The sequence below is a fragment of the Mycobacterium europaeum genome (assembly GCF_034555895.2).
GTDB classification, from domain to species: Bacteria; Actinomycetota; Actinomycetes; order Mycobacteriales; family Mycobacteriaceae; genus Mycobacterium; species Mycobacterium europaeum.
This window is the reverse complement of record NZ_CP157315.1, coordinates 5,438,634-5,458,602: the sequence shown is the minus strand read 5'-3', so window position 1 is coordinate 5,458,602 and position 19,969 is coordinate 5,438,634. Positions and strand designations below refer to the sequence as shown.

Annotated in this window: 20 protein-coding genes and 1 pseudogene; 6 read left to right on the top strand and 15 right to left on the bottom strand. The window is 66.6% G+C overall.

The features are described 5' to 3' along the window. Position 1: 1 nt before the first annotated feature. Both U8D42_RS25345 and U8D42_RS25340 read left to right on the top strand, forming a co-directional pair. Positions 2-1,036 (top strand): quinone oxidoreductase family protein, encoded by a 1,035-nt coding sequence (locus tag U8D42_RS25345; RefSeq protein ID WP_322860470.1) that lies wholly within the window; start codon positions 2-4, stop codon positions 1,034-1,036. A gap of 135 nt (positions 1,037-1,171) precedes the next feature. Further along, a pseudogene (locus tag U8D42_RS25340) lies at positions 1,172-1,327 on the top strand (NAD(P)-dependent oxidoreductase); the annotation flags it as partial. Here U8D42_RS25340 and U8D42_RS25335 read toward each other — a convergent pair. From U8D42_RS25335 to U8D42_RS25325, 3 genes are all read right to left on the bottom strand, one after another. Beyond that, positions 1,310-2,140 (bottom strand): SDR family oxidoreductase, encoded by an 831-nt coding sequence (locus tag U8D42_RS25335; RefSeq protein ID WP_322860469.1) that lies wholly within the window; start codon positions 2,138-2,140, stop codon positions 1,310-1,312. The pseudogene U8D42_RS25340 and the gene U8D42_RS25335 sit on opposite strands and share 18 nt — an antisense overlap. Before the next feature lie 204 nt (positions 2,141-2,344). Continuing rightward, positions 2,345-3,268 (bottom strand): enoyl-CoA hydratase, encoded by a 924-nt coding sequence (locus tag U8D42_RS25330; protein WP_322860468.1) that lies wholly within the window; start codon positions 3,266-3,268, stop codon positions 2,345-2,347. 82 nt (positions 3,269-3,350) lie between these two features. Further along, positions 3,351-4,229 (bottom strand): DivIVA domain-containing protein, encoded by an 879-nt coding sequence (locus U8D42_RS25325; protein WP_322860467.1) that lies wholly within the window; start codon positions 4,227-4,229, stop codon positions 3,351-3,353. Between the two features lie 215 nt (positions 4,230-4,444). Between U8D42_RS25325 and U8D42_RS25320 the strand changes: the two genes are divergently transcribed. The 3 genes from U8D42_RS25320 to U8D42_RS25310 all read left to right on the top strand — a co-directional run bounded on the left by U8D42_RS25320 (position 4,445) and on the right by U8D42_RS25310 (position 6,740). After that, positions 4,445-4,609: a hypothetical protein gene (locus U8D42_RS25320; RefSeq protein ID WP_007166428.1), complete on the top strand. Its 165-nt coding sequence runs from the start codon at positions 4,445-4,447 to the stop codon at positions 4,607-4,609. Further along, positions 4,610-6,091 carry an alpha,alpha-trehalose-phosphate synthase (UDP-forming) gene (locus U8D42_RS25315; protein ID WP_085243069.1) on the top strand — a complete coding sequence of 494 codons (1,482 nt, stop codon included), beginning with the start codon at positions 4,610-4,612 and terminating at the stop codon, positions 6,089-6,091. Between the two features lie 70 nt (positions 6,092-6,161). Further along, positions 6,162-6,740, top strand: a complete 579-nt coding sequence (locus tag U8D42_RS25310) for a hypothetical protein (protein WP_322860466.1) — start codon at positions 6,162-6,164, stop codon at positions 6,738-6,740. 6 nt (positions 6,741-6,746) lie between these two features. On the opposite strand, the gene U8D42_RS25305 is transcribed toward U8D42_RS25310, so the two are convergent. The 12 genes from U8D42_RS25305 to U8D42_RS25250 form a co-directional block, all read right to left on the bottom strand. After that, the gene (locus U8D42_RS25305; RefSeq protein ID WP_322860465.1) at positions 6,747-7,238 is read right to left on the bottom strand and encodes a mammalian cell entry protein; all 492 of its coding nucleotides are present in this window, start codon (positions 7,236-7,238) and stop codon (positions 6,747-6,749) included. After that, positions 7,238-7,927, bottom strand: coding sequence for a mammalian cell entry protein (locus U8D42_RS25300; RefSeq protein ID WP_322860464.1), 690 nt, complete (start codon positions 7,925-7,927; stop codon positions 7,238-7,240). The genes U8D42_RS25305 and U8D42_RS25300 overlap by 1 nt, the downstream gene beginning before the upstream one ends. Then, positions 7,927-9,651 carry a virulence factor Mce family protein gene (locus tag U8D42_RS25295; RefSeq protein WP_322860463.1) on the bottom strand — a complete coding sequence of 575 codons (1,725 nt, stop codon included), beginning with the start codon at positions 9,649-9,651 and terminating at the stop codon, positions 7,927-7,929. The genes U8D42_RS25300 and U8D42_RS25295 overlap by 1 nt, the downstream gene beginning before the upstream one ends. 13 nt (positions 9,652-9,664) lie before the next feature. After that, complete coding sequence (locus tag U8D42_RS25290; RefSeq protein ID WP_322860462.1) at positions 9,665-10,819, bottom strand: MCE family protein; 1,155 nt, start codon at positions 10,817-10,819, stop codon at positions 9,665-9,667. Then, positions 10,819-12,249, bottom strand: a complete 1,431-nt coding sequence (locus U8D42_RS25285) for a virulence factor Mce family protein (RefSeq protein ID WP_322860461.1) — start codon at positions 12,247-12,249, stop codon at positions 10,819-10,821. Before U8D42_RS25285 ends, U8D42_RS25290 begins: the two co-directional genes overlap by 1 nt. Then, positions 12,246-13,310: a virulence factor Mce family protein gene (locus U8D42_RS25280; RefSeq protein WP_085243076.1), complete on the bottom strand. Its 1,065-nt coding sequence runs from the start codon at positions 13,308-13,310 to the stop codon at positions 12,246-12,248. The genes U8D42_RS25285 and U8D42_RS25280 overlap by 4 nt, the downstream gene beginning before the upstream one ends. Continuing rightward, positions 13,300-14,352, bottom strand: a complete 1,053-nt coding sequence (locus U8D42_RS25275; protein WP_085243077.1) for a virulence factor Mce family protein — start codon at positions 14,350-14,352, stop codon at positions 13,300-13,302. The genes U8D42_RS25280 and U8D42_RS25275 overlap by 11 nt, the downstream gene beginning before the upstream one ends. Continuing rightward, positions 14,352-15,554, bottom strand: coding sequence for an MCE family protein (locus U8D42_RS25270; RefSeq protein ID WP_322860460.1), 1,203 nt, complete (start codon positions 15,552-15,554; stop codon positions 14,352-14,354). The genes U8D42_RS25275 and U8D42_RS25270 overlap by 1 nt, the downstream gene beginning before the upstream one ends. Positions 15,555-15,572: 18 nt before the next feature. After that, positions 15,573-16,415 (bottom strand): MlaE family ABC transporter permease, encoded by an 843-nt coding sequence (locus U8D42_RS25265; protein WP_085243079.1) that lies wholly within the window; start codon positions 16,413-16,415, stop codon positions 15,573-15,575. 7 nt (positions 16,416-16,422) lie between these two features. After that, positions 16,423-17,187: an MlaE family ABC transporter permease gene (locus tag U8D42_RS25260; protein WP_085243080.1), complete on the bottom strand. Its 765-nt coding sequence runs from the start codon at positions 17,185-17,187 to the stop codon at positions 16,423-16,425. A gap of 236 nt (positions 17,188-17,423) precedes the next feature. Beyond that, positions 17,424-18,338: a 3-oxoacyl-ACP reductase gene (locus U8D42_RS25255; protein WP_085243081.1), complete on the bottom strand. Its 915-nt coding sequence runs from the start codon at positions 18,336-18,338 to the stop codon at positions 17,424-17,426. A gap of 44 nt (positions 18,339-18,382) precedes the next feature. Beyond that, on the bottom strand, positions 18,383-18,574 hold the full coding sequence (locus U8D42_RS25250; protein WP_007166442.1) for a ferredoxin: 192 nt from the start codon (positions 18,572-18,574) through the stop codon (positions 18,383-18,385). A 202-nt stretch (positions 18,575-18,776) separates the two neighbouring features. Here U8D42_RS25250 and U8D42_RS25245 point away from each other — a divergent pair, with 202 nt between their 5' ends. Next, a complete protein-coding gene (locus U8D42_RS25245; RefSeq protein ID WP_085243082.1) occupies positions 18,777-19,958 on the top strand; it encodes an acyl-CoA dehydrogenase in 1,182 nt (393 codons plus the stop codon). Positions 19,959-19,969: the final 11 nt, after the last annotated feature.

Here is a 19,969-nt window from a genome sequence, read left to right as displayed (position 1 = left end):
CATGCGGGCGCTGCGCTTCGATCGTTTCGGTGACCCCGCCGTTCTTCGGGTCGTGGATGTGCCGGACCCGGTGCGAACGACGCAGGAAGCGGTGATCCGCGTTCGCGCGGCGTCGGTGAACCCTTCCGACGTCAAGAACGTGGCCGGGGCGATGGAAGGCACGGCGCTGCCGCGCGTCCCCGGGCGGGACTTCGCCGGGGTGGTGATCGACGGGCCGCCCGACTGGCAGGGGGTTGCGGTGTGGGGCACCGGCGGAGATGTCGGGTTCACCCGCGACGGCTCGCATGCCGAACTGATGTCGGTACCCGTGGGTGCGCTGGTGCGCAAACCCGAAAAGTTGAGCTTCGAGGAGGCCGCTGCGGTTGGGGTGAACTTCGTGACCGCCTGGCTGGGAGCAGTAGAGTCCGCGCAGCTGCTGGACGGCGAAACCATCGCGGTGTTCGGCGTTACCGGCGGGGTCGGCGGCGCGGTCGCGCAGATCGCTCACGCGCTGGGAGCCCGGGTGATCGGCGTGAGCCGGCGCGTTCCCAGCCCGGATAGCCCTGCTGCAGCCGTCATCGACGAGTTCGTCGCTTTCGATCCCGCCGCTGACGTCGGCGCCGACATCAAGCGGCTGACCGGCGGCACGGGCGTCGACGTGGTCTATGACGCCGTAGGCGGAGTGACCACGGCGGCCGCTTTGGCCTCGCTGGGCCGTCGCGGCCGGCTGGTGGCAATCAGCGCCGTCGGGGCCCGCACGGTAAACATCGACCTCATTGACCTGTACCGCAATGAAACCCGCATCCTCGGGTCAGACAGCCGCAAGCTCGACGTGACTGAGTCCGCGCGGCTCCTGCAACAGACCAGCCCCTACTTCGAATCGGGAAAGTTTCGGCCACTACCCATCGCAGCGAGCTACCCGCTTGACGGAGGGGTTGCGGCGTATCAAGCCGTCGCCGACCACATCGCCGGCCGCGTCGTGATCATCCCTGAGCCCGTAGAGATCAAACGATCCAATTATCAACAAGTGCAACACAATGTCGATCAAGGTGACTGAACAAACCATCACCGAGGCGGTCCAGTGGACCAACGCCGCCGCGGTGTTTATCGGGTGACAGCCGGGATGGCCCGCGGCCTACTCGGTAGCCGAATCCGACGTCAGGTTTTGCAGCCGTTGTCTGCGCTGTTCGACGCCGCTGCCGAAGAACTGCAGTCACCACCGGTCGCACGCCTGCTGCGCGACCGCTTCCTCACCCTGGTGGCCACCGGCGGTGGGCAGCTGGACTGGTCGGCGCTCGCCACGCTCGCCGACTGGGACGCCGGCTTGGCGTCAGACCACTCCGCGTAGCCCGTCGCCGCCGAACGCCGGCTCCAGCATGGCGGAGTAGTCGGGGCCGCGCCGCAGCATCATCCCACCGTCGACATTGATGACCTGACCGGTGATGTAGGAGGCGGCGTCGCTGAGCAGGAACAGCGCCAGATTGGCGACGTCCTCGACCTCTCCCGGCCGGGGCAGCGGCGTGCACTCGCTGTAGTCCCCGCTCACCTCTGGCAGGGCGAACACCGGCGCGACCAGATCGGTGCGGATCAGGCCCGGCCGGATGCTGTTGACCCGCACCCAGGAGGGGCCGAGTTCGTCGGCGGCCAACTGCATCATGTGGTCGACGGCCGACTTGCTGACCCCGTAGGCACCGAACCACCGGTGGGTGTTGCTGGCGGCGATAGACGAGATGCCGACGAACGATCCGCCGCCGCCCCGGACCAGCTCGCGCGCGACGTGCTTGAGCACGTACATGGTCCCGTTGACGTTCAGGTCGACGGTGCGCCGCCAGCCTTCCGAGTCAATCTGGGTGATCGGTCCGATCGTCTCGGAGCCACCCGCGCAATGCACCGCCCCGTGGAGTTGACCATGCCAGGCCGTCGCGGCTTCTACCGCGCGGACGGCCTCCTCCTCGTTGGTGACGTCGGTCGGCTCGTAGCGAATGGAGCCGCCGCCCCCGAGCGCCTCGATCTCGCTGACCGCGCCCGCCAACCGGTCGGGATTGCGGCCCACGATCATGACCGAGGCACCGGCCGCCACCAGCCCGGCGGCCACGCCCTTGCCGATTCCGCTGCCACCGCCGGTAACCAGGTATGTCCGGTTTTCGAAAGAAAGCTGCACGCCCGAGCCCCTAACGCCGAAACTGAAACGGGTTCTAGCATAGGCCAGCTGTCAGACCTGCCACGTCGGCCTCAGACTTGGCGGGGCGTTCGAGTGTGCGCTGCCGGCTTCGACCGTGCGCTCAGGGCGGGAAAACGGCGAAATCGCACCCCGGACGCACACGGGAAGCCGTGGTTTCACACTCCACGGAAGTGCCCGCGGAGCCTACGGCGTATCGCGGCGGGCCACCTGCGTGGGCTTGGCGTTGCGCCAGTCTTCGACGTCGGGCGGCAGGCCGACCGCGTACCTGTTCTCGTTGTGGGCCGCCCAGTGCGCGTGCCCCAGCTCGTGGATGTGGAACGCGTGCCGCAACGCCTCGGTGAATCCCATTGCGTCGGAAGCGGCATTGACGGAGTCCTTGACGAGCAGCGCCGCCATCGTGGGCCGGTCGGCGATGCGCCGCGCGAATTCCAGTGTCTTGTCCGCCAACTCGTCGAGCGGGAACACCTTGGAGACCATGCCCAGCCGATAGGCCTCGTCGGCGTCGAGCGAATCTCCGGTCAGCAGCAGCTCTTTGGCTTTACGTGGACCGAATTCCCAAGGGTGGGCGTAGTATTCGACGCCCGGCATGCCCAGGCGCACCGCGACCACGTCGCTGAACTTGGCATTGTCGGCGGCCACGATCAGGTCGCACGCCCAGATCAGCATCAGACCCGCGGAGATCGCGTTGCCCTGTACCTGGGCGATGGTGATCTTGCGCAAATCCCGCCAGCGGCAGGTGTTCTGGAAAAAGTAGTGCCACTCCTGCAGGTAGAGCTTCTCCACGATCGGATCCCGGGTCCCACCGTTGATGCGGAAGCTCGGAAGCTGGCTGCGCTCGGCGATCGCCAGCTCCGAACCCAGGTCGTGACCGGCGGAGAAGTTGCGGCCGCGTGCCGCCAGGATCACCACGCGCACGGTGTCGTCGGCCTCGGCGCGCAGAAACGCCTCGTCGAGCTGGATCAGCAGGCCGCGGCTTTGCGCATTGTGGGCGTCGGGCCGGTTGAGCCATATCCGCGCGATGCGGCCCTCGTCGAGGGTTTCGTAGCTCACCAACTCTTCGGCGTTGGCGTCGCCCGTCTGCGCACCGGCTTGCTCTGACACTGTCATTCGGCCCACCTCACTCGTTGTCAGGTCCGCGTGTTTACACATTACGGCCAGTATGTAAGTGGGTCACCGCTGGGTGGGCGGCCTACGGACGATCGAGGGCGGCCGCGAGGGAAGCGGCCGCCGCCTTGAGCAGACGCAGCGTGCGGTTCAGCTCGGCGTTCTCTGCCTTCAGCCGCTCGAGTTCGAGTTGGGGGTTGGCGGGTAACCGGGGACCGTCGTGCTCGAGTGGGGCCCTCCGGGTCCGCTCATGGACGGTCTCGGTCACGGTGTTGCCGAGCTGATCGGTGACGGCCCGGATGGCCATCCTCTCCATGTCGTGCCGCCCGTTCACCGAGGCGACCGCGCGCATCTCATCGATGCGGGCCGACCCGTTGGTCGCGGCGGACTTCGGCGGCTGCGCGTGGCGATACGCTCGCTGCGCCTGGCCTGCGGCGGCGTCCACCGCGACGGGAGAGACGGTGGCCTGTTGCTGCTGTACCCGCAAGCGCAGTTCGGCTTCCCGCCGCCCCAGCTCGTCCGCCCGCTGTGCCAGCTCGGCCTCCCGCTCGGCGACCTGCTCCTCCCGGTGCCGGATCTGGGCCAGTTGTTGGGGCAACGGGTTTGTCCGCTTGGCGAGCCCGGCCGCCCGCTGGTCGAGCCGCGCCTCCCGGTCGCGCACCCGGCTCTCCCGGTCGCGCACTTCGTGTTCGTACTGGACGAGGGCCGCCTCGCGCTCGGAGAGCTCGGCTTCCCGGCTGTCCAATGCGCCATCGCGTTTGCGGAGCTCGGCGCAGCGGTTGCGTAGCTCGCCTTCCTTCTGCAGGTGCCGGATGAGCTCTTCCTCGACCAGGTCGATGAAGATGTCGACCTCTTGCTCGTTGTAACCACGCTTGCCGATGCGCGGACGCGAGAATGCGACGTTGTGGACGTCAGCGGGGGTGAGGACCATTCTGTTTCCGAAGTCGTAGACGTCGCTGGTCACGATGAAGCCGGGGCGGTTTCCCAGGAGGATATGGCAGTTGTTCTACATGTGCGTTATTGGCGGCTGAACAGGGGACAACTCGTGAGCTACGCGCGGATGTGACCGGCGCGGCGCCAGGAGTGTCGCCCAGCGCGAGTGCGGGGCGGACGAGGCCGGCGAGTTCGAACATCAAGTCCTCACCCACCTGCCCATCCCGCATCACCTACAGTTAAGTCATGGCTACCAAATCTGACCCTGGCGAGATCGGCGACGTCGAACCAGTCGCTGACAGCACCGCGAGCCAGGCCAGGCGGGTCGTCGCCGCGTACGCGACCGACGCCGACGAGTGCCGCGTGTTCCTGTCCATGCTCGGCATTGGGCCCGCAAAACTCGACGCGTAAATGACCCCCGGGGACGGGCACGACTCGAAGATGCCGACCTTCGGCAACTCCGACTTCGTGGTGGTCGCCAACCGGCTTCCCGTAGACCAGGAGCGGCTGCCCGACGGCACCAAGGCGTGGAAGCGCAGCCCGGGCGGCCTGGTGACGGCGCTGGAGCCGCTGCTACGCCGCCGGCGTGGCGCATGGGTCGGGTGGGCCGGCATCGCCGAGGAAGAGGCGGACTTCGACGACGAGCCGATCGTCCAGGAGGACCTGGAGCTCCGACCGGTGCGGCTCAGCGCCGACGACATCGCTCAGTACTACGAGGGGTTCTCGAACGCCACGCTGTGGCCGCTGTACCACGACGTCATCGTCAAGCCGATCTACCACCGCCAATGGTGGGAACGCTATGTCGACGTCAACCGGCGCTTTGCGGAAGCCACCTCCCGCGCCGCCGCCCAGGGCGCGACCGTGTGGGTGCAGGATTATCAACTGCAGCTGGTTCCCAAGATGCTGCGTGAGCTGCGGCCCGACCTGACCATCGGGTTCTTCCTGCACATCCCGTTCCCGCCGGTCGAGTTGTTCATGCAGCTCCCCTGGCGCACCGAGATCATCGAGGGCCTGCTCGGCGCCGACCTGGTGGGCTTCCATCTGTCCGGGGGTGCGCAGAACTTCCTGTTCCTGTCCCGGCGACTGATCGGCGTCAACACGTCCCGTGGATCGGTCGGGGTGCGCTCGCGATACGGCGAGGTCGACCTCGGGTCGCGCGTCGTCCGCGTGGGCGCCTTCCCCATCTCCATCGACTCCTCCTCGCTCGACCAGGCCGCCCGCGACCGCGACATCAGGCGGCGCGCCCGGGAGATCCGGGCCGAGTTGGGCAACCCCCGCAAGCTGCTGCTCGGCGTCGACCGGCTCGACTACACCAAGGGCATCGACGTGCGGCTGAAGGCATTCTCGGAGCTGCTCGCGGAGGGGCGCGCGAAGCGCGACGACACCGTGCTGGTCCAGCTGGCGACGCCGAGCCGCGAACGGGTGGAGAGCTACCAGATTCTGCGCGACGACATCGAGCGCCAGGTGGGACACATCAACGGCGAATACGCCGAGGTCGGTCATCCGGTGGTGCACTACTTGCACCGTCCGGTCCCCCGCAACGAATTGATCGCCTTCTTCGTGGCCGCCGACGTCATGCTGGTCACCCCGCTGCGCGACGGCATGAACCTGGTGGCCAAGGAGTACGTTGCCTGCCGCAGCGACCTCGGGGGCGCGTTGGTGCTGTCCGAATTCACCGGCGCCGCCGACGAACTCCGGCAGGCCTATCTGGTCAACCCGCACGACCTCGACGGCGTGAAGGACGCGATCGAGGCGGCGCTCAACCAGCCCGTCGAGGAGGGCCGGCGCCGGATGCGATCGATGCGTCGCCAAGTCCTGGCGCACGACGTCGACCGCTGGGCGCGGTCATTCCTCGACGCGTTGGCGGAGCCGCGTCCCGACGATGCCAAGTAGGCCGCGAGAACCCATGGTGTTGCCGCGTAATCGCTGTGATACTCAATGCATCGGTCAAGGGAGGGGTCAGATGAAGCTCCGTCGCGGGCTGGCCGCTGGCGCCGGCATCTTCTGCGCGGTCGCCACCGGGATTGCGCTGGAATCCGGCGACCCGGCGCGCGCGGTGGGACCGCCGCCGGACGGCAACTACAACTACAACGAGGCGGGTGTCTCCGGGGTGACCTGGACCATCTCGGCCCTATGCGACCAGCCATCCGGAACCCGGAACATGAACGACTATTCCGACCCCATCGTCTTCGCGATGAACTGCGCCCTGAACATCGTGAGTTCGACGAACGAACGGATCACCCCCGCGGACAAGGCACAGAACTTCAGCGGCAGGGCCCGGATGTCCAGCATGCTGTGGACCTTCAAAGTCGATAAATCGGACGGCGTTTCGTGTCCGGGCGGCGGCACCGCACCGTCCACCGAAACCTACGCGTTCAGCGACGAGAACATGAGCGGCACGCACACAAGCCTGCACGGCCCCGTCTGCGGGATGCAGCCGGAGATGAAGAAGCAGCCGTTCTCGCTCCAGATGACCGGGCCCCCGCCCAGCCCGATCGAACGTTACCCGTTGTACTGCAATGGCATTGCGATGTGCTACTAGGACTGACTAGATCGGCGTGATGTAGGCGATCAGCCATTGCTTGCCGATCTTTTTGAAGTCCACCCGCAACCGGCTGCCGTCGTAGAGCGGCTGGCGTGATTTGTCGGTCACCGTCCGGTTCATGTACACCATCAGCGATGCCGAATCCCGCTTGGCGGACATGACTCCCACGCCGACCACGCTGGCCTGGACAACCACCTCGCGTTTCTTGGCCTCCGGAATGATCTGCGCGTTGGCGCTTTTGCGGAACTCCTGGCGATAGTCGGGGGTCAGCAACGGATAAGCATCGCTGAGGCTGCGCTCCACCGTCTGATAGTCGTAGGCGAAGACCTCGGGAATCTCCTTGGTGGCCAAGCCCGGCAGCACCGCCCGCGCCGCCTCCTCGCCGCGCGTCTGTACCCGCCCCCAGTAGAACCACCCGGCCGCCGCGGACAGCCCGACGAACCCCACGACCAGGAGGCAGCCCGCGACGACGGACAGCCAGCGCCGCCACCGCATCAATTGCCCCCGTTGGGATACTTCAGGTCATAACCCGTCATCCGGCCCTGCTCGTCCTCGTGCACGATCACCCGCAGGCGATAGGGCATGGAAGGCTTGTTCACGCCGTCGATGTCGGCGACGGTGACGCGCACCGAAACCAGCACGGAGGCGTTGTCGGTCACGTTGTCGATGCCCTCCAGGGCGGCGCCGTTGACGACGGCCTCCGATGTCGCGTTGGTCGAGCGGAAGATGCCCTTGAGGTTCTCGATGTTGTTGTTGGCGCCCAGCATTCCGCGCAGCGGCCCGCTGGTGCCGTTGAAGAAGCGGTTCACGCTCTCGTCGATGTTGTCCTGCTTGTAACTGAACATGTTGACCACAGTCTGCGTGGCCGTGTCGACGAAACGCTGTTCGCGCGCCTGTTGAGCATTGGCGTGCCCCTGCTGCACGACCAGCAGGGTCACGCAACCGGCCAGCGCGCCGACGGCCAACAGCCCGGCCGCGAACGAGATCCATGCCACCAGGGCGCGGTGCGGCCGCCGCCGCGGTGGTGGCTTGACCGACTTGAGTGCCTTGACCGGCTGGGCGGGCCGCGCCGGCGCGGCGTCGAGCTGGACCGTGGCGGCCTGGGGCGCGTCGACTTTCGCGGGACCGGCGGCGCGGGAGGCCCGCCGGCGAGCTCGCGGATTGTTGGTCGGCTCGTCTGCCACTACATCGGCCTCGGATCAAGCATCAGGTCCACCCAATTCTCGGCGCTCGACGCGCCGCTCGCACCGGCCGCGAAAATACCAGTGCCTCCGGCCGGGTCCTTGAACGCGCCGGTCTTCTCGTCGTAGGTGGCGTATGCCGGTCCGCTGGCCTGAGGCTGACCGCCGGGCGGCGGCCCCCAGGGCTTCTCCGGTCCCGGACCGGGCGGCGGGGGGTTGATCCCTTCCGGTGGGGCCGGCGGCGGCAGCCATTTGGGGTACGGCAACTGCGGCGGCACGGGCGGAACCCCGGGCGGCTGCCACGAGGTGAACGGTGGTGGCGGCCCGTTGTCGTTGGGCGGTGGCGGGTCGTAGGCCGGCTGCTTGTTGGGCAATGGCCCGGGTCCCGGCACCACCCCGGGCGGAGGCGGCCCGACGATCGGTGTGCCCGGGTCGGGTTCGGCGCCCGGCGGGATGTAGGGGAACTTGTTGGGCGGCAACACATTCAGCCCGTTGGTCACCGGGGTGTCGTAAGGCACCGGCGGACCGCGCCACGGGTTGCGGCCGATGGGCACATAGCCCTTGGGGTCACGGCAGAGCTGCACGGTCGGTGCCCGCTTGCCGGGAAACTCCTGGCACGGGTAGTTGCGCGCGCCGCGCACGGTGCTCGGATCGTTCTGGGCGACCTTGCAGTACATGTCCCTCGGCAGCTCGCGCACCGTCTCGTCGGCGGGTGTGCGCATCAACGGCGGGGGCAGGAAGCCGACGGCGCACGGCGGCGGGTCGTTGAGGTCGAGCTTGAAGTCCAGCTTGGCGCCCTCGTCCTGGGGTGAGCCGCCGGCGGCGGTGGTGATCGCGGCGAACAGCGCCGGCAGCACCACCAGCAGTTGCTCGATCGACTTGTGGTAGATCACCCCCACCCGGCCCAGGTTGGCCAGGCTGGCCGCCAGCGCCGGGAAGGAGGGGCGGATGCCGGAGAACGCGGTGCTGGCCTCGTCGGTCGCTCCGGGGGCGATGGCCAGCGTCGAACGCAGCTGCGGGTCGGCCTGGCGCACCTCCGAGGTGAACCGCGCCAGCCCGTCGGACAGCGACTTGATGTCGGCGCCGGCGCGAATCTGTGCTTGCAGGAAGGGGCCGGCCTGGTCGATCAGCTGCGAGGCTTGCGGGTAGTTCGCGTTGGCCTCGTCCACCAGCAACCGGGCGGACTCGAACAGCCGGGCCAGTTCGGGGCCCGACCCGTTGGTCGCGATGAACGTCTCGTGCAGCAGCTCGCGCAGCCGGGTGTCGCCCAGGCTGTTGGTCAGCGCCTCCGCCCGCTTCAGCAGGTCGGCGACATCCCGGCCGATCCGGGTGTTCTGCCGTTCGATCCGAAACCCGTTGCGCAACTTGGTTGAGGCCGGCGTGCCAGGAGGCACCAGGTCGATGTACTGCTCCCCCACCGCCGACACACTCTTGACGGTCGCGGTGACGTTCGACGGTATGGGCGTTCCGCTGTTCAGTCGCATCGCGGCGGTGACGCCGCTGGGGTTGAGTCCGACCGATTCCACCCGGCCGACGGCGACGCCGCGATAGGTGACGTTGGCGTTTTTGTACAGGCCGCCGCCGGCGACGAAGTCGGCGGTCCCCGCGTAGGTTCCAAGGCCGAACGTGGCGGGCAGTCGCAGGTAGAAGATTGCCATCACGGTCAAGGTGACGGCGGTGATCACCGCGAAGATCCAGAGTTGGATCTTGGTGAGTCTGTCGTGCATCTGCGTCGGCCCCCTACTGTCCTGAAGCCGTGCCGGGCGGGATCTTGAACGGGTCGGCCGCCTGTCCGGACAGGTTGGCCAATTCGCCGACCAAAAAGTCGGGGGGATTGAGGATCTCGTTCATGTGGGCCATGTTCGGGTCGAAATACGCCGTGGTGAAGAACGTTTCGCCGATCCGGCGCAACGTCAGGTCGAACGTGGTGAACACGTTGAGATAGTCGCCGCGCACCGCGTTCTTGATACCGAAGTTCGGGAAGGGGAACGTCAGCAACAGCTGCAGCGAGGTGACGAAGTTCTTCCGGTTGTCGTTCAGCGCCTTGGCGGCCGCGTACAGGTCCTTGAGATCGGCGGCGAAGTCCACCTTGGTCTTTGCCAGCACGTTCGAGGTCACCGTCGCCAGTTTCTTCAGCGCGGCGAACGCCTCGACGATGTGGTCACGGTTCTTGTTGAGCACGCGTATGGCGTCGGGCAGCGTGTCCAGCGCCCGGCCGAGGTTGTCCTTGTCGCGCGCCAGGCTCGCCGAGAATCGGTTCAGGCCGTCGAGCGCGCCGATGATGTCGTTGACCTGACGGTTGAGTCCCGCGGTCAGGTCCGCCAGTCGGGGCAGCAGGTCGACGAACTGGTCCTGCCGGCCGGCGACGGCCTGATAGGTCTCGTCGGTGATCTCTTCCAGGGCACCGACATTGCCCTTGTTCACCACGACACCGAGGGCCGAGAGCACCTCCTCGGTGGTGGGATAACGGCCGGTGTTGGACTCGGAGATCTTCGAGCCGTCGGTCAGCCGGCCGACGGCGGGCTTGTCCTTGGGGCGTGCCAGGTCGATGTGCATCGAACCCAGCAGCGACGTCTGGGCGACCGTCGCCGTCGCGTTGGTCGGCAGCACGACGTTCTTGTCCAACGCCAATTTCACCGTGGCATAGAACGATCCGTCGGAACGCTGCATCGCCTGAATGCCGGCGACGCTGCCGACGGTGACGTCGTCGACCATCACCGGGGAGTTCTGCGGCAGCGTCGCCACGTCGGGCAGGTCGACCGTGATCGAGTAGGCGCCGCCGCCGTGGCCGGCGGTACCGGGCATGGACAGCGAGTTCAAACCGCCGTATTGGCAGCCGGCCAGCAGCGCGCTACCCGCCGCTAAAGCGCCACCCCGCAACAACATCCGGCGCATCAGCCGCCCCCGTTCGCGGCCGGCGCCTGACTCGGCGGCGGCCCCGGTAGGGGTCCGAAGGCACTCCCCGCGGCGGGACCGGGCGCGGGCGCGGGCCCGGCATTCCCCAAGGCAGGCGCCGGCGCCTGACCGGTCTGCGGTGCCGTCGGAACCAGCAACGCCTGCAGGTCAGCCGGGTCCTGCGCGGCCGGCGGCGTCTTGGCGCCGTTGGCGGGGACCCAGGTCAGCTCGGGGACCGGGGTCGCCGACTTCGCTTGGGTTTCCGGGGTGTCGTAGATGATCTGGCCCTTGTACGCCGTGATCGTGTTGAGCGGGTGGAACATGATCGGCGGATAGTTCACCGTAAGCCGCCGCAGCACCGGCCCCAGCCGCTCACGACACAGCTCGGCGCGCTTGAAGTAGTCCGGCGCGCGTGGGCCGGCCGCCGTTTCGAAGGATCCACCGCAGATGAACTGCACGGGGTTGGCGAATTCCGGTATCGACAGCAGGCCGTTGAGCGTGCCCTGTGCCGGGTCGTAGATGTTGTAGAAGTTGGCGATGCCGGGGCCCGCCACGTGTAGCACCTGCTCGATGTTTTCGCTCTGGTCGCTCAGGGTCTTGGCGAAGTCGTTGAGGTTGTTGACCGTGTCGATGATCGTCGAGTTGTTCTCGTGCAGGAACCCGCGGACGTCGGAGAGCGCCTTGTTGAGCGTGCCCAGGGTGGTGTCGAGGTGGCGCGAACTGTCGGCGAGCACCTGGGACACCGAGGCGACGTTGCCGGCGAACTGCACGATCTGTTCGTTGCTGGCCGACAGCGCGTTGACGAGCACCTGAAGGTTTTTGACCGTGCCGAAGATGTCACTGCGTGAATCCCCCAGTCGCCCAGCGGCTTGCGAGAGTTCGCGCAACGCGTCATGGAACGACTCGCCGTTGCCGTTGAGCGTGTCCGCGGCCTGGTTGATCGCTCGGCCCAGGGGCCCCTGCATCGATCCCGTCGTGGGGCCGAGCTGGGTGGCCAGCTGGGTCAGGGACTCCTTGACCTCGTCCCACTCCACCGGCACACCGGTGCGACTCAGGCCGATGCTTGCGCCGTCGGGCATCACCGCCCCGCCGGTGTATGCCGGGGTCAACTGAATGAACCGCGCCGCCACCAGATTCGGCGACATGATGATGGCCTTGGCGTCCTTCGGGACCTTCACGTCCTTGGACACCGACATGGTGATCTTGACGTCGGAGGGCCGCGGTTCGATCGCGTCGACCCGACCCACCGGCACGCCGAGAATCCGGACCTGGTCACCCGGGTAGAGCCCGACGGCCGACGTGAAGTAACCGACGATGCTTCGCGTATTGCCGGTCGACGACAACACGTACACGCCGCCCACCAACACCGCGATGAGCGCGATGGCGGTGCTATAGCGCAGCCCCCGGCTGCCGGTGATCCGTTGCATCATGGCGACTTCGGCCTGATGATCCAGCGCTCCTGAATCAAACCGCGCAGGTAGTCGGCGAGGCTGGCCGGCATCTTGCCCGGCTGGTAGAAGAAGTCGAACATCGTCGCGATCAAGGGCGCGGGTATGACGCCGTAGACGTTGACGTTGAAGCCCGGTCCCGAACCCACGACCTCGCCCAGCTCGGTGGCGTAGGTGGGCAGCCGTTTGAGGGCCTCGGTGATGTAGTCGCGGCGCTCGTTGAGATTGCTCAGCACGTCGTTGAGCTTGCTCAGCGCCGGTCCGAACTCCTTGCGGTTGTCGGCGACGAACCCGGAGATCTGTTGCGAGAGGCCCTGGATCCCGGAAATCAACCGCCCGAGAGCGGCACGGCGCTCGTCGAGCGCGGCAAACAACTCGTTGCCGTCATCGACGAGCTTGTTGACTTGGTCGGCGCGCTGGGCCAGCACGCCCGTCACCGACTTCGCATGCGCCAGCAGGCTTTGCAGCGCCTCGTCGCGGCGGTTCAGGGTGCGCGACAGCGTCGTCACACCGTCCAGCGCGCCGCGCAGGTCGGGGGTTGCGTCGCGCAGCGTGTCGGTCAGGACATTCAACGCCTGCTCGAACTGGGGCTTGTTCAGGTTGCTGGCGTTCTCGCCCAGGTCCTCGAGCGCACCCGCAAGCGTGTACGGCGTGGTCGTGCGGCTGAGCGGGATGGTGGTTCCCCTGCCGCTGCCGGCCGGTGTCACCGCGATGGAACGCTCGCCGAGGATGGTGTCGGTGCGGATCGCGGCCAGCGACTGGTCACCGACGGTGACGTGCCGGTCCACACTGAAGCTGATCTTGGCGGTGTCGCCGGCCAGGCCGACCGACGTCACCTTCCCGACCTTCAAACCGGAAACGTAAACGGCGTTACCGGGATTGATGCCGCCCGCGTCGGAGAAGTAGGCGTCGTAGATCTTTCCCTGCGGCCAGAACGGTAGCGCCGCGTAGCCGAATGCGATGAGCACGACGCACACCACCAGCACCACCCCGAAGATGCCGGTGCGCAGCGGATCCCGCTCGGGCTTTGCGTTACTTGGCAAAAGCGCACCTCCCCTTGCTGGGATCCACCTGGCCACCGAGGGGCAGCAGGATGTCGCTGCCGGCGGGGCCGTTGATCTTGATCGTCACCGAGCAGAAGTAAATGTTGAAGAACGATCCGTAGGCACCGAGCGCGGCCAGCCGCAGATAGTCCTCGCCCAGCTGCTCGACGTCGTTGTTGACTTCGGCCTTGCGGTTGTCCAACTCGGTGGCCAGCGGCCGGGTGTTCTCCAGGATGCCCTGCAGCGGCCGGCGCGAATTCTTCAACAGCTCCGTCAAATCCGTCGTCGTCGAGGCCAGCGGCGGAATGGCGCCCGCGATGTCGTCCTTGTTCTTGGCCAGCCCGCTGATCAGTTGCTGCAGCTGGTCGACGCTGGCCGAGAATTGCGCGCTGCGCGCATCGACAGTCTTGAGCACCGTGTTGAGGTTGTTGATGACGTCACCGATGAGTTGGTCGCGCTGGCCCAGCGCCGAGGAGAACGCGCTGGTGTCGGCCAGCACGTTGGACAACGCACCGCCCTGCCCCTGCAGCAATTCGATGACGGCGCTGCTGATCGTGTTGACCTTGTCCGCGTCCAGCCCCTTGAGCACCGGCCGCAGGCCGCCCAGCAGCGCGTCGAGATCGAGCGCCGGCTGGGTGTGCTGGGCGTTGATCGTCGCGCCCGGCGGCAGCTTGCGCAGCTCTCCCGGGCCGGAGGTGATCTCCAGATACCGGTCACCGACCAGGTTTTCGTAGCGGATCACCGCGCGGGTGGAGGAATAGACGATGTAGCGCTTGTCGAGCCCGAACGTCACGTCGATGGTGTTGTCGGGGTTGAGCTTGACGCCGGACACCGCCCCCACCGGCACCCCGGCGATGCGGACCTTCTGGCCCGCCTTCAGCCGCGATACATCGGTAAACGTTGCGTGGTAGGTACTTTCGGGGCCGAACCGGAAGTCGCCGAAGACCACCACCAGCCCCGCCGACACGATCAGCATGGCCACCGCGAAGATGCTGACCTTGATCATCATCGAGCGGTGCGTCGGCATGCTCCCGGCGGCCATCAGAAGTCGTCCCGTTCCGCGAAGGCGCCGTGGAACAAGAATTGCAGCGTCGAAGGCGCGTCGAACTGCAGCTCGGTGAACGGCTCGTATGGGATGTTGGCGTTGTCGGTCACCAGGAACGGCGCGCGGTAGAAGGATCCGCCGGTCTGCTTGGTCGGGATATCGGGCAGGCCGCGACAGTTCGGGCCTCCGGAGGCGTTCACGATCGGCAGCGACTCCGGAAACGTGTAGGCCGGCGCGCCCAGCACGAAGCTCGAGGACGTGAACAGGCCCGCCTTGCGGACACCGAGCAGCGGGGCGAACTCCTTGATACCGCGCTCGATGCCGGCGAACAGGCAGCCCAATTCCGGCGAATAATCGGCGGCCACCTTCAGCGGGGCCCGCAACCGGTTGATGGCGTCGATGAAGTTCTGTTCGGCCGGCTCCAACGTGTCGTAGGCGTTGTTGGCCAGGCCGATGGTCGCCAACAGCGTGTCGTTGAGGTTGTTCTGCTGGTCCACGACGGTCTTGTTGATCGTCGGCAGGTTGTCGAAGACCGTGTTCAGGTTCGGGGCGGCGTCGGCATAGATGTTGGTGACGACCGCCGCCTTACGGAAATCCTCCTGTAGGGCAGGCAGTTTCGGGTTCGTTTGCTGGGTCAGCGTGTTCAGCCCAGACAGGATGCCGCCGAAGTCGTCGCCGTGACCGCGCAGCCCCTCGGACAGCGCGCTCAACGTGCCGTTGAGCTCGACGGGATCGATCTTGTGCAACAGGTCGATCAGCGACTGGAACAGGGTGTTGACCTCGAGCTGCACCGCCGAGGCCGCGACGTGGGCGTCCGGGCGCAGGGAGGTCGGCGAAGGGTTCTGCGGCGGAAGGAATTCCACCGCCTTGGCCCCGAAGATGGTGTTCCCCGCGATGTGCACCGTCGCGTTGGAGGGGATGAAGCGCATCTGATCGCTGTTGATGCCCAGCGTCAGTTGTGCCTGGTCACCGGAGTAGTCGATGCTCTCGACCTTGCCGATCTGGATGCCGCGGTATTTGACCTTGGCGCCCTGCTCCATCACCAGACCGGCCCGCGGAGCCGAGACCGTGACGGTGTCGATCGAGGCGAAAGCCGCTGTGTAGGAAAGGTAAGTCACGGCGGCGAACGCCACCAGCAGACCGGCCAGCACCGCGGCTGCCAACCGGACGGAGCTACGTCGCGAATCTGTATCTGCCATGTCCTTTAAGCGGCCCTGCTACCCGGAGAGGTTGAAGTTGCCGGACGCGCCGTAGACAGCGAGTGAGATGCACAAGGTGATGACGACCACGACGATCAGCGAGGTCCGCACGGCCTGACCGACCGCGATCCCGACGCCGACGGGGCCCCCGCTGGCGTTGTAGCCGTAATAGGTATGGACGAGCATCACCGCGATCGACATCGCGATGGCCTGCAGGAAGGACCACAGCAGGTCGGTCGGGATGAGGAACGTATTGAAGTAGTGGTCGTAGAGGCCTTTGGACTGACCGTTGATGTAAACCGTGGTGAAGCGGGCGGCGAAGAAGGCGGCCAGCACCGACAGTGAGTACAGGGGGATGATCGCGATCAGGCCCGCGATCAGCCGCGTCGACACCAGGTAGGACACCGAGTGCACCGCCATGCACTCGACGGCGTCGATCTCCTCCGACACCCGCATGGCCCCGAGCTGGGCGGTGGCGCCGGCGCCGATGGTGGCGGCCAGGGCGATGCCCGCGATCACCGGCGCGATGATGCGGACGTTCAAGAACGCCGAGAGGAACCCGGTCAGGGCTTCGATGCCGATGTTGCCCAGCGACGAGTAGCCCTGCACGGCGACGACCCCGCCGGAAGCCAGCGTCAGGAAGGCCGCGACCCCGACAGTTCCGCCGATCATGACCAGCGCGCCCGAACCCATGGTCATTTCGGCGATCAGCCGGATGGTCTCCTTGCGGTACTGGGTCAACGCGTTGGGGACGTGCCGCACGGTCTGCCCGTAGAACAGTGCCTGCTCGCCGAAGTCGTCCACGGGCTCCTGCAACCGGGAGGCGAGGTTGCGCAGCCGGTAGGTGACGTCGTAGCTCATCGAGTACTCACTTCGCCGAGATTCGCACGCCGATGGCGGTCATCACCACGTTGATGACGAACAGGCAGATGAACGCGTAGACCACGGTTTCGTTGACCGCGTTGCCGACGCCCTTGGGTCCGCCCTTGACCGTCAGCCCGCGGTAGCAACCGACCAGCCCGGCCATGACGCCGAACAGTAGGGCCTTGACCTCGGCGAGCACCAACTCGCGCAGCCCGGTAAGGACGGTCAGCCCGTTGATGAAGGCACCCGGATTCACGCCCTGCAGGAAGACGGAGAACACATAGCCACCGGACAAGCCGATGGCGCACACCAAGCCATTGAGCAAGAGCGCGACCACGGTGGAAGCCAGGACGCGGGGAACCACCAGGCGGTGGACCGGGTCGATGCCGAGCACCCGCATCGCGTCGATCTCCTCGCGGATGGTCCGCGCACCCAGGTCGGCGCAGATCGCCGTGGCTCCGGCACCGGCCACGACGAGCACCGTCACCACCGGACCCAGCTGGGTGATGGTGCCGAATGCCGTTCCGGCGCCGGACAAGTCGGCGGCACCGATTTCGCGCAGCAGGATATTGAGGGTGAATGCCACCAGCACGGTGAAGGGGATCGAGACCAGCAGGGTCGGGACCAGCGACACCCGCGCGATCATCCAGGTCTGTTCCAGGAACTCGCTCAATTGGAACGGCCGGCGAAACGTCTGACGACCGGTGTCGAGCATCATTTCGAAGAACCCGCCGACGGCCCGGGCGGGAACAGCAAGTTGTTGCATCAACTCGATTACCCCCCTCGGCTGCTCGCGGCGAAGTCTATGTCAGGCCTTTGCGTCGTTTGCGGTCCCAGCAGGCTCGGTGTGAGCCGGATCATATTAACCCAGAAGAAGTTAACGGTGTCAATGAACGTCATTTCTTTATCCGAACCGTTAATTTGCCAGGTCAGACGCACTTGTCACGTGTCAAACTGAAACAGGTTATACCTGTCGATTCCCCCCCATTAAGTAACCTCACACGGTTATTGCTCCATCAGTCCGACCGCGGCAAAGTTCCGCTCCGGATCCCGCCCAGCAAAGTACTCGCGCAGCGTCGCGCTGAGTTCGGCAGGGTCCCAGGCCGGTCCGTCGGCGCTGAATTGGTGCTCCGCGGTCGGCGCCGAAACCAGTGTCACCCGCGGCCCGTAAACAATAAACACCTGCCCGTTGACTTCTGCGGCCGCAGGCGACGACAGGAACTTCACCAGGTTGACGACGTGCTCGGGCGACAGCGGGTCGACCCCGCCCGGCTCCACTTCCGGTGCGGCGCCGAACACGTCGGCCGTCATCGCGGTCCGGGCGCGGGGACAGATCGCGTTGGCGCACACGCCGTAGCGGCCGAGGGCCCGGGCGGCGGTCAGGGTGAGCGAAATGATCCCGGCCTTGGCGGCGCCGTAGTTGGCCTGGCCCACGGGGCCGACCAGCCCCGCCTCGGACGCGGTGTTGACCAGGCGGCCGAAGACGGTTCCCCCCGCTTCCTTGGCCTTCGAGCGCCAGTAGGTGGCCGCGTTGCGGGTGAGCAGGAAGTGGCCACGCAGATGCACCGCGATGACCAGATCCCATTCCTCGTCGGACATGTTGAACAGCATCCGGTCGCGGGTGATCCCCGCGTTGTTGACCACGATGTCCAGCCCACCCAGGCCGTCGGCCTGCGCGACCAACTCGTCGGCGGTGGCGCGTTCGCTGATGTCGCCGGCGACCGCGACGGCCTTCGAGCCGGCCGAGTTGATCTCGTCGATGACGTCGGAGGCATCCAGCGCGGCGGCGATGTCGTTGACGACGACGGTCGCCCCGGCCCGGGCCAGGCCAAGAGCCTCGGCCCGCCCCAGCCCGGCGGCGGCACCGGTCACCACCGCGACCTTCCCGGAGAGATCGGTCGCGTTCGTGCTGCTAGTCAATTTATGAATACCTCTAGTTTCTGGTGGCGCAGTTCAGGCTCGGGTTAGTCGCCGCGCAGCAGCGCCGCGCGCGGGCATTCGGCGATCGCCTGCTCGGCCAGGTGCTCCTGGTCGGCGGGAATCGGGTCGAGCTTAACGACGGCGTAGTCCTCGTCGTCCAGGTCGAAGATATCCGGCGCGATTCCCATGCACACGGCGTTGCCTTCACACCGGTCGTGGTCGACGATCACCCGCACAGCACCCTCCTTGCACCTGGCCTTCACCTGAGGACATGCCCCATCAGTATGTAGGACCACCATAGGTCCCGAATACCGCTGGGGAAACGGTCGCTGGAATCTCAGACTAGAACGTGTTACAACCGGGATGACGAATGGGTCGTTGTCGGCCGAGTAACGTCGGCTAGTCGAGGCGTGTCACGTTAACAAAAGGACGGCTGGAATGCGCATCAGTTATACCCCTGAACAAGAGGAACTGCGTCGCGAACTGCGGTCGTACTTCACCACGCTCATGACGCCAGAGCGCCGGGAGGCGCTGACCTCCTCGGGCGACGGCGAGGTCGGGACCGGCACCGCGTACCGCGACACCGTCGCGCAGATGGGCAAGGACGGCTGGCTGACACTGAACTGGCCCAAGGAGTATGGCGGCCAGGACCGCTCCCCGATGGATTCGCTGATCTTCACCGATGAGGCGGCCGTCGCCGGTGTGCCGGTGCCGTTCCTGACCATCAACAGCGTCGCACCGACGATCATGGCATTCGGCACCGAGGAACAGAAGAAGTTCTTCCTGCCCAAGATCGCCGCCGGCGAACTGCACTTCTCCATCGGCTACTCCGAGCCGGGCGCCGGCACCGACCTGGCCAACCTGCGCACCACCGCCGTCCGCGACGGCGACGACTACGTGATCAATGGCCAGAAGATGTGGACCAGCCTGATCGCGTACGCCGACTGGGTCTGGCTCGCGGTGCGCACCAACCCCGAGGCCAAGAAGCACCGCGGCATCTCGATGCTGACCGTGCCGACGACCGCCGAAGGTTTCTCGTGGACGCCGGTGCACACCATGGCCGGTGTGGACACCAGCGCCACCTATTACTCCGACGTGCGGGTCCCGGTGACCAACCTGATCGGCGAGGAGAACGGCGGCTGGAAGCTGGTCACCAACCAGCTCAACCACGAACGCGTCGCCCTGGTGTCGGCGCAGCCGATCTTCCTCGCGCTGCAGGAGGTTCGCGAGTGGGCGCAGAACACCAAGGATTCCAGCGGCGCCCGGCTGATCGACTCGGAGTGGGTGCAGATCAACCTGGCCCGGGTGCACGCCAAGGCCGAGGTGCTCAAGCTGATCAACTGGGAGTTGGCGTCGTCGGACGGCGAATCGCTCAACCCGGCGGACGCGTCGGCGGCCAAGGTGTACGGCACCGAGTTGGCCACCGAGGCTTACCGGCTGCTGATGGAGGTGCTGGGGACCGCGGCCACGGTGCGCCAGAATTCGCCGGGGGCGCTGCTGCGCGGCCGGGTCGAGCGGATGCACCGCGCGTGCCTGATCCTCACCTTCGGCGGCGGCACCAACGAAGTGCAGCGCGACATCATCGGCATGGTCGCGCTGGGACTGCCCCGAAACCGCTGAGCCCACCTCTT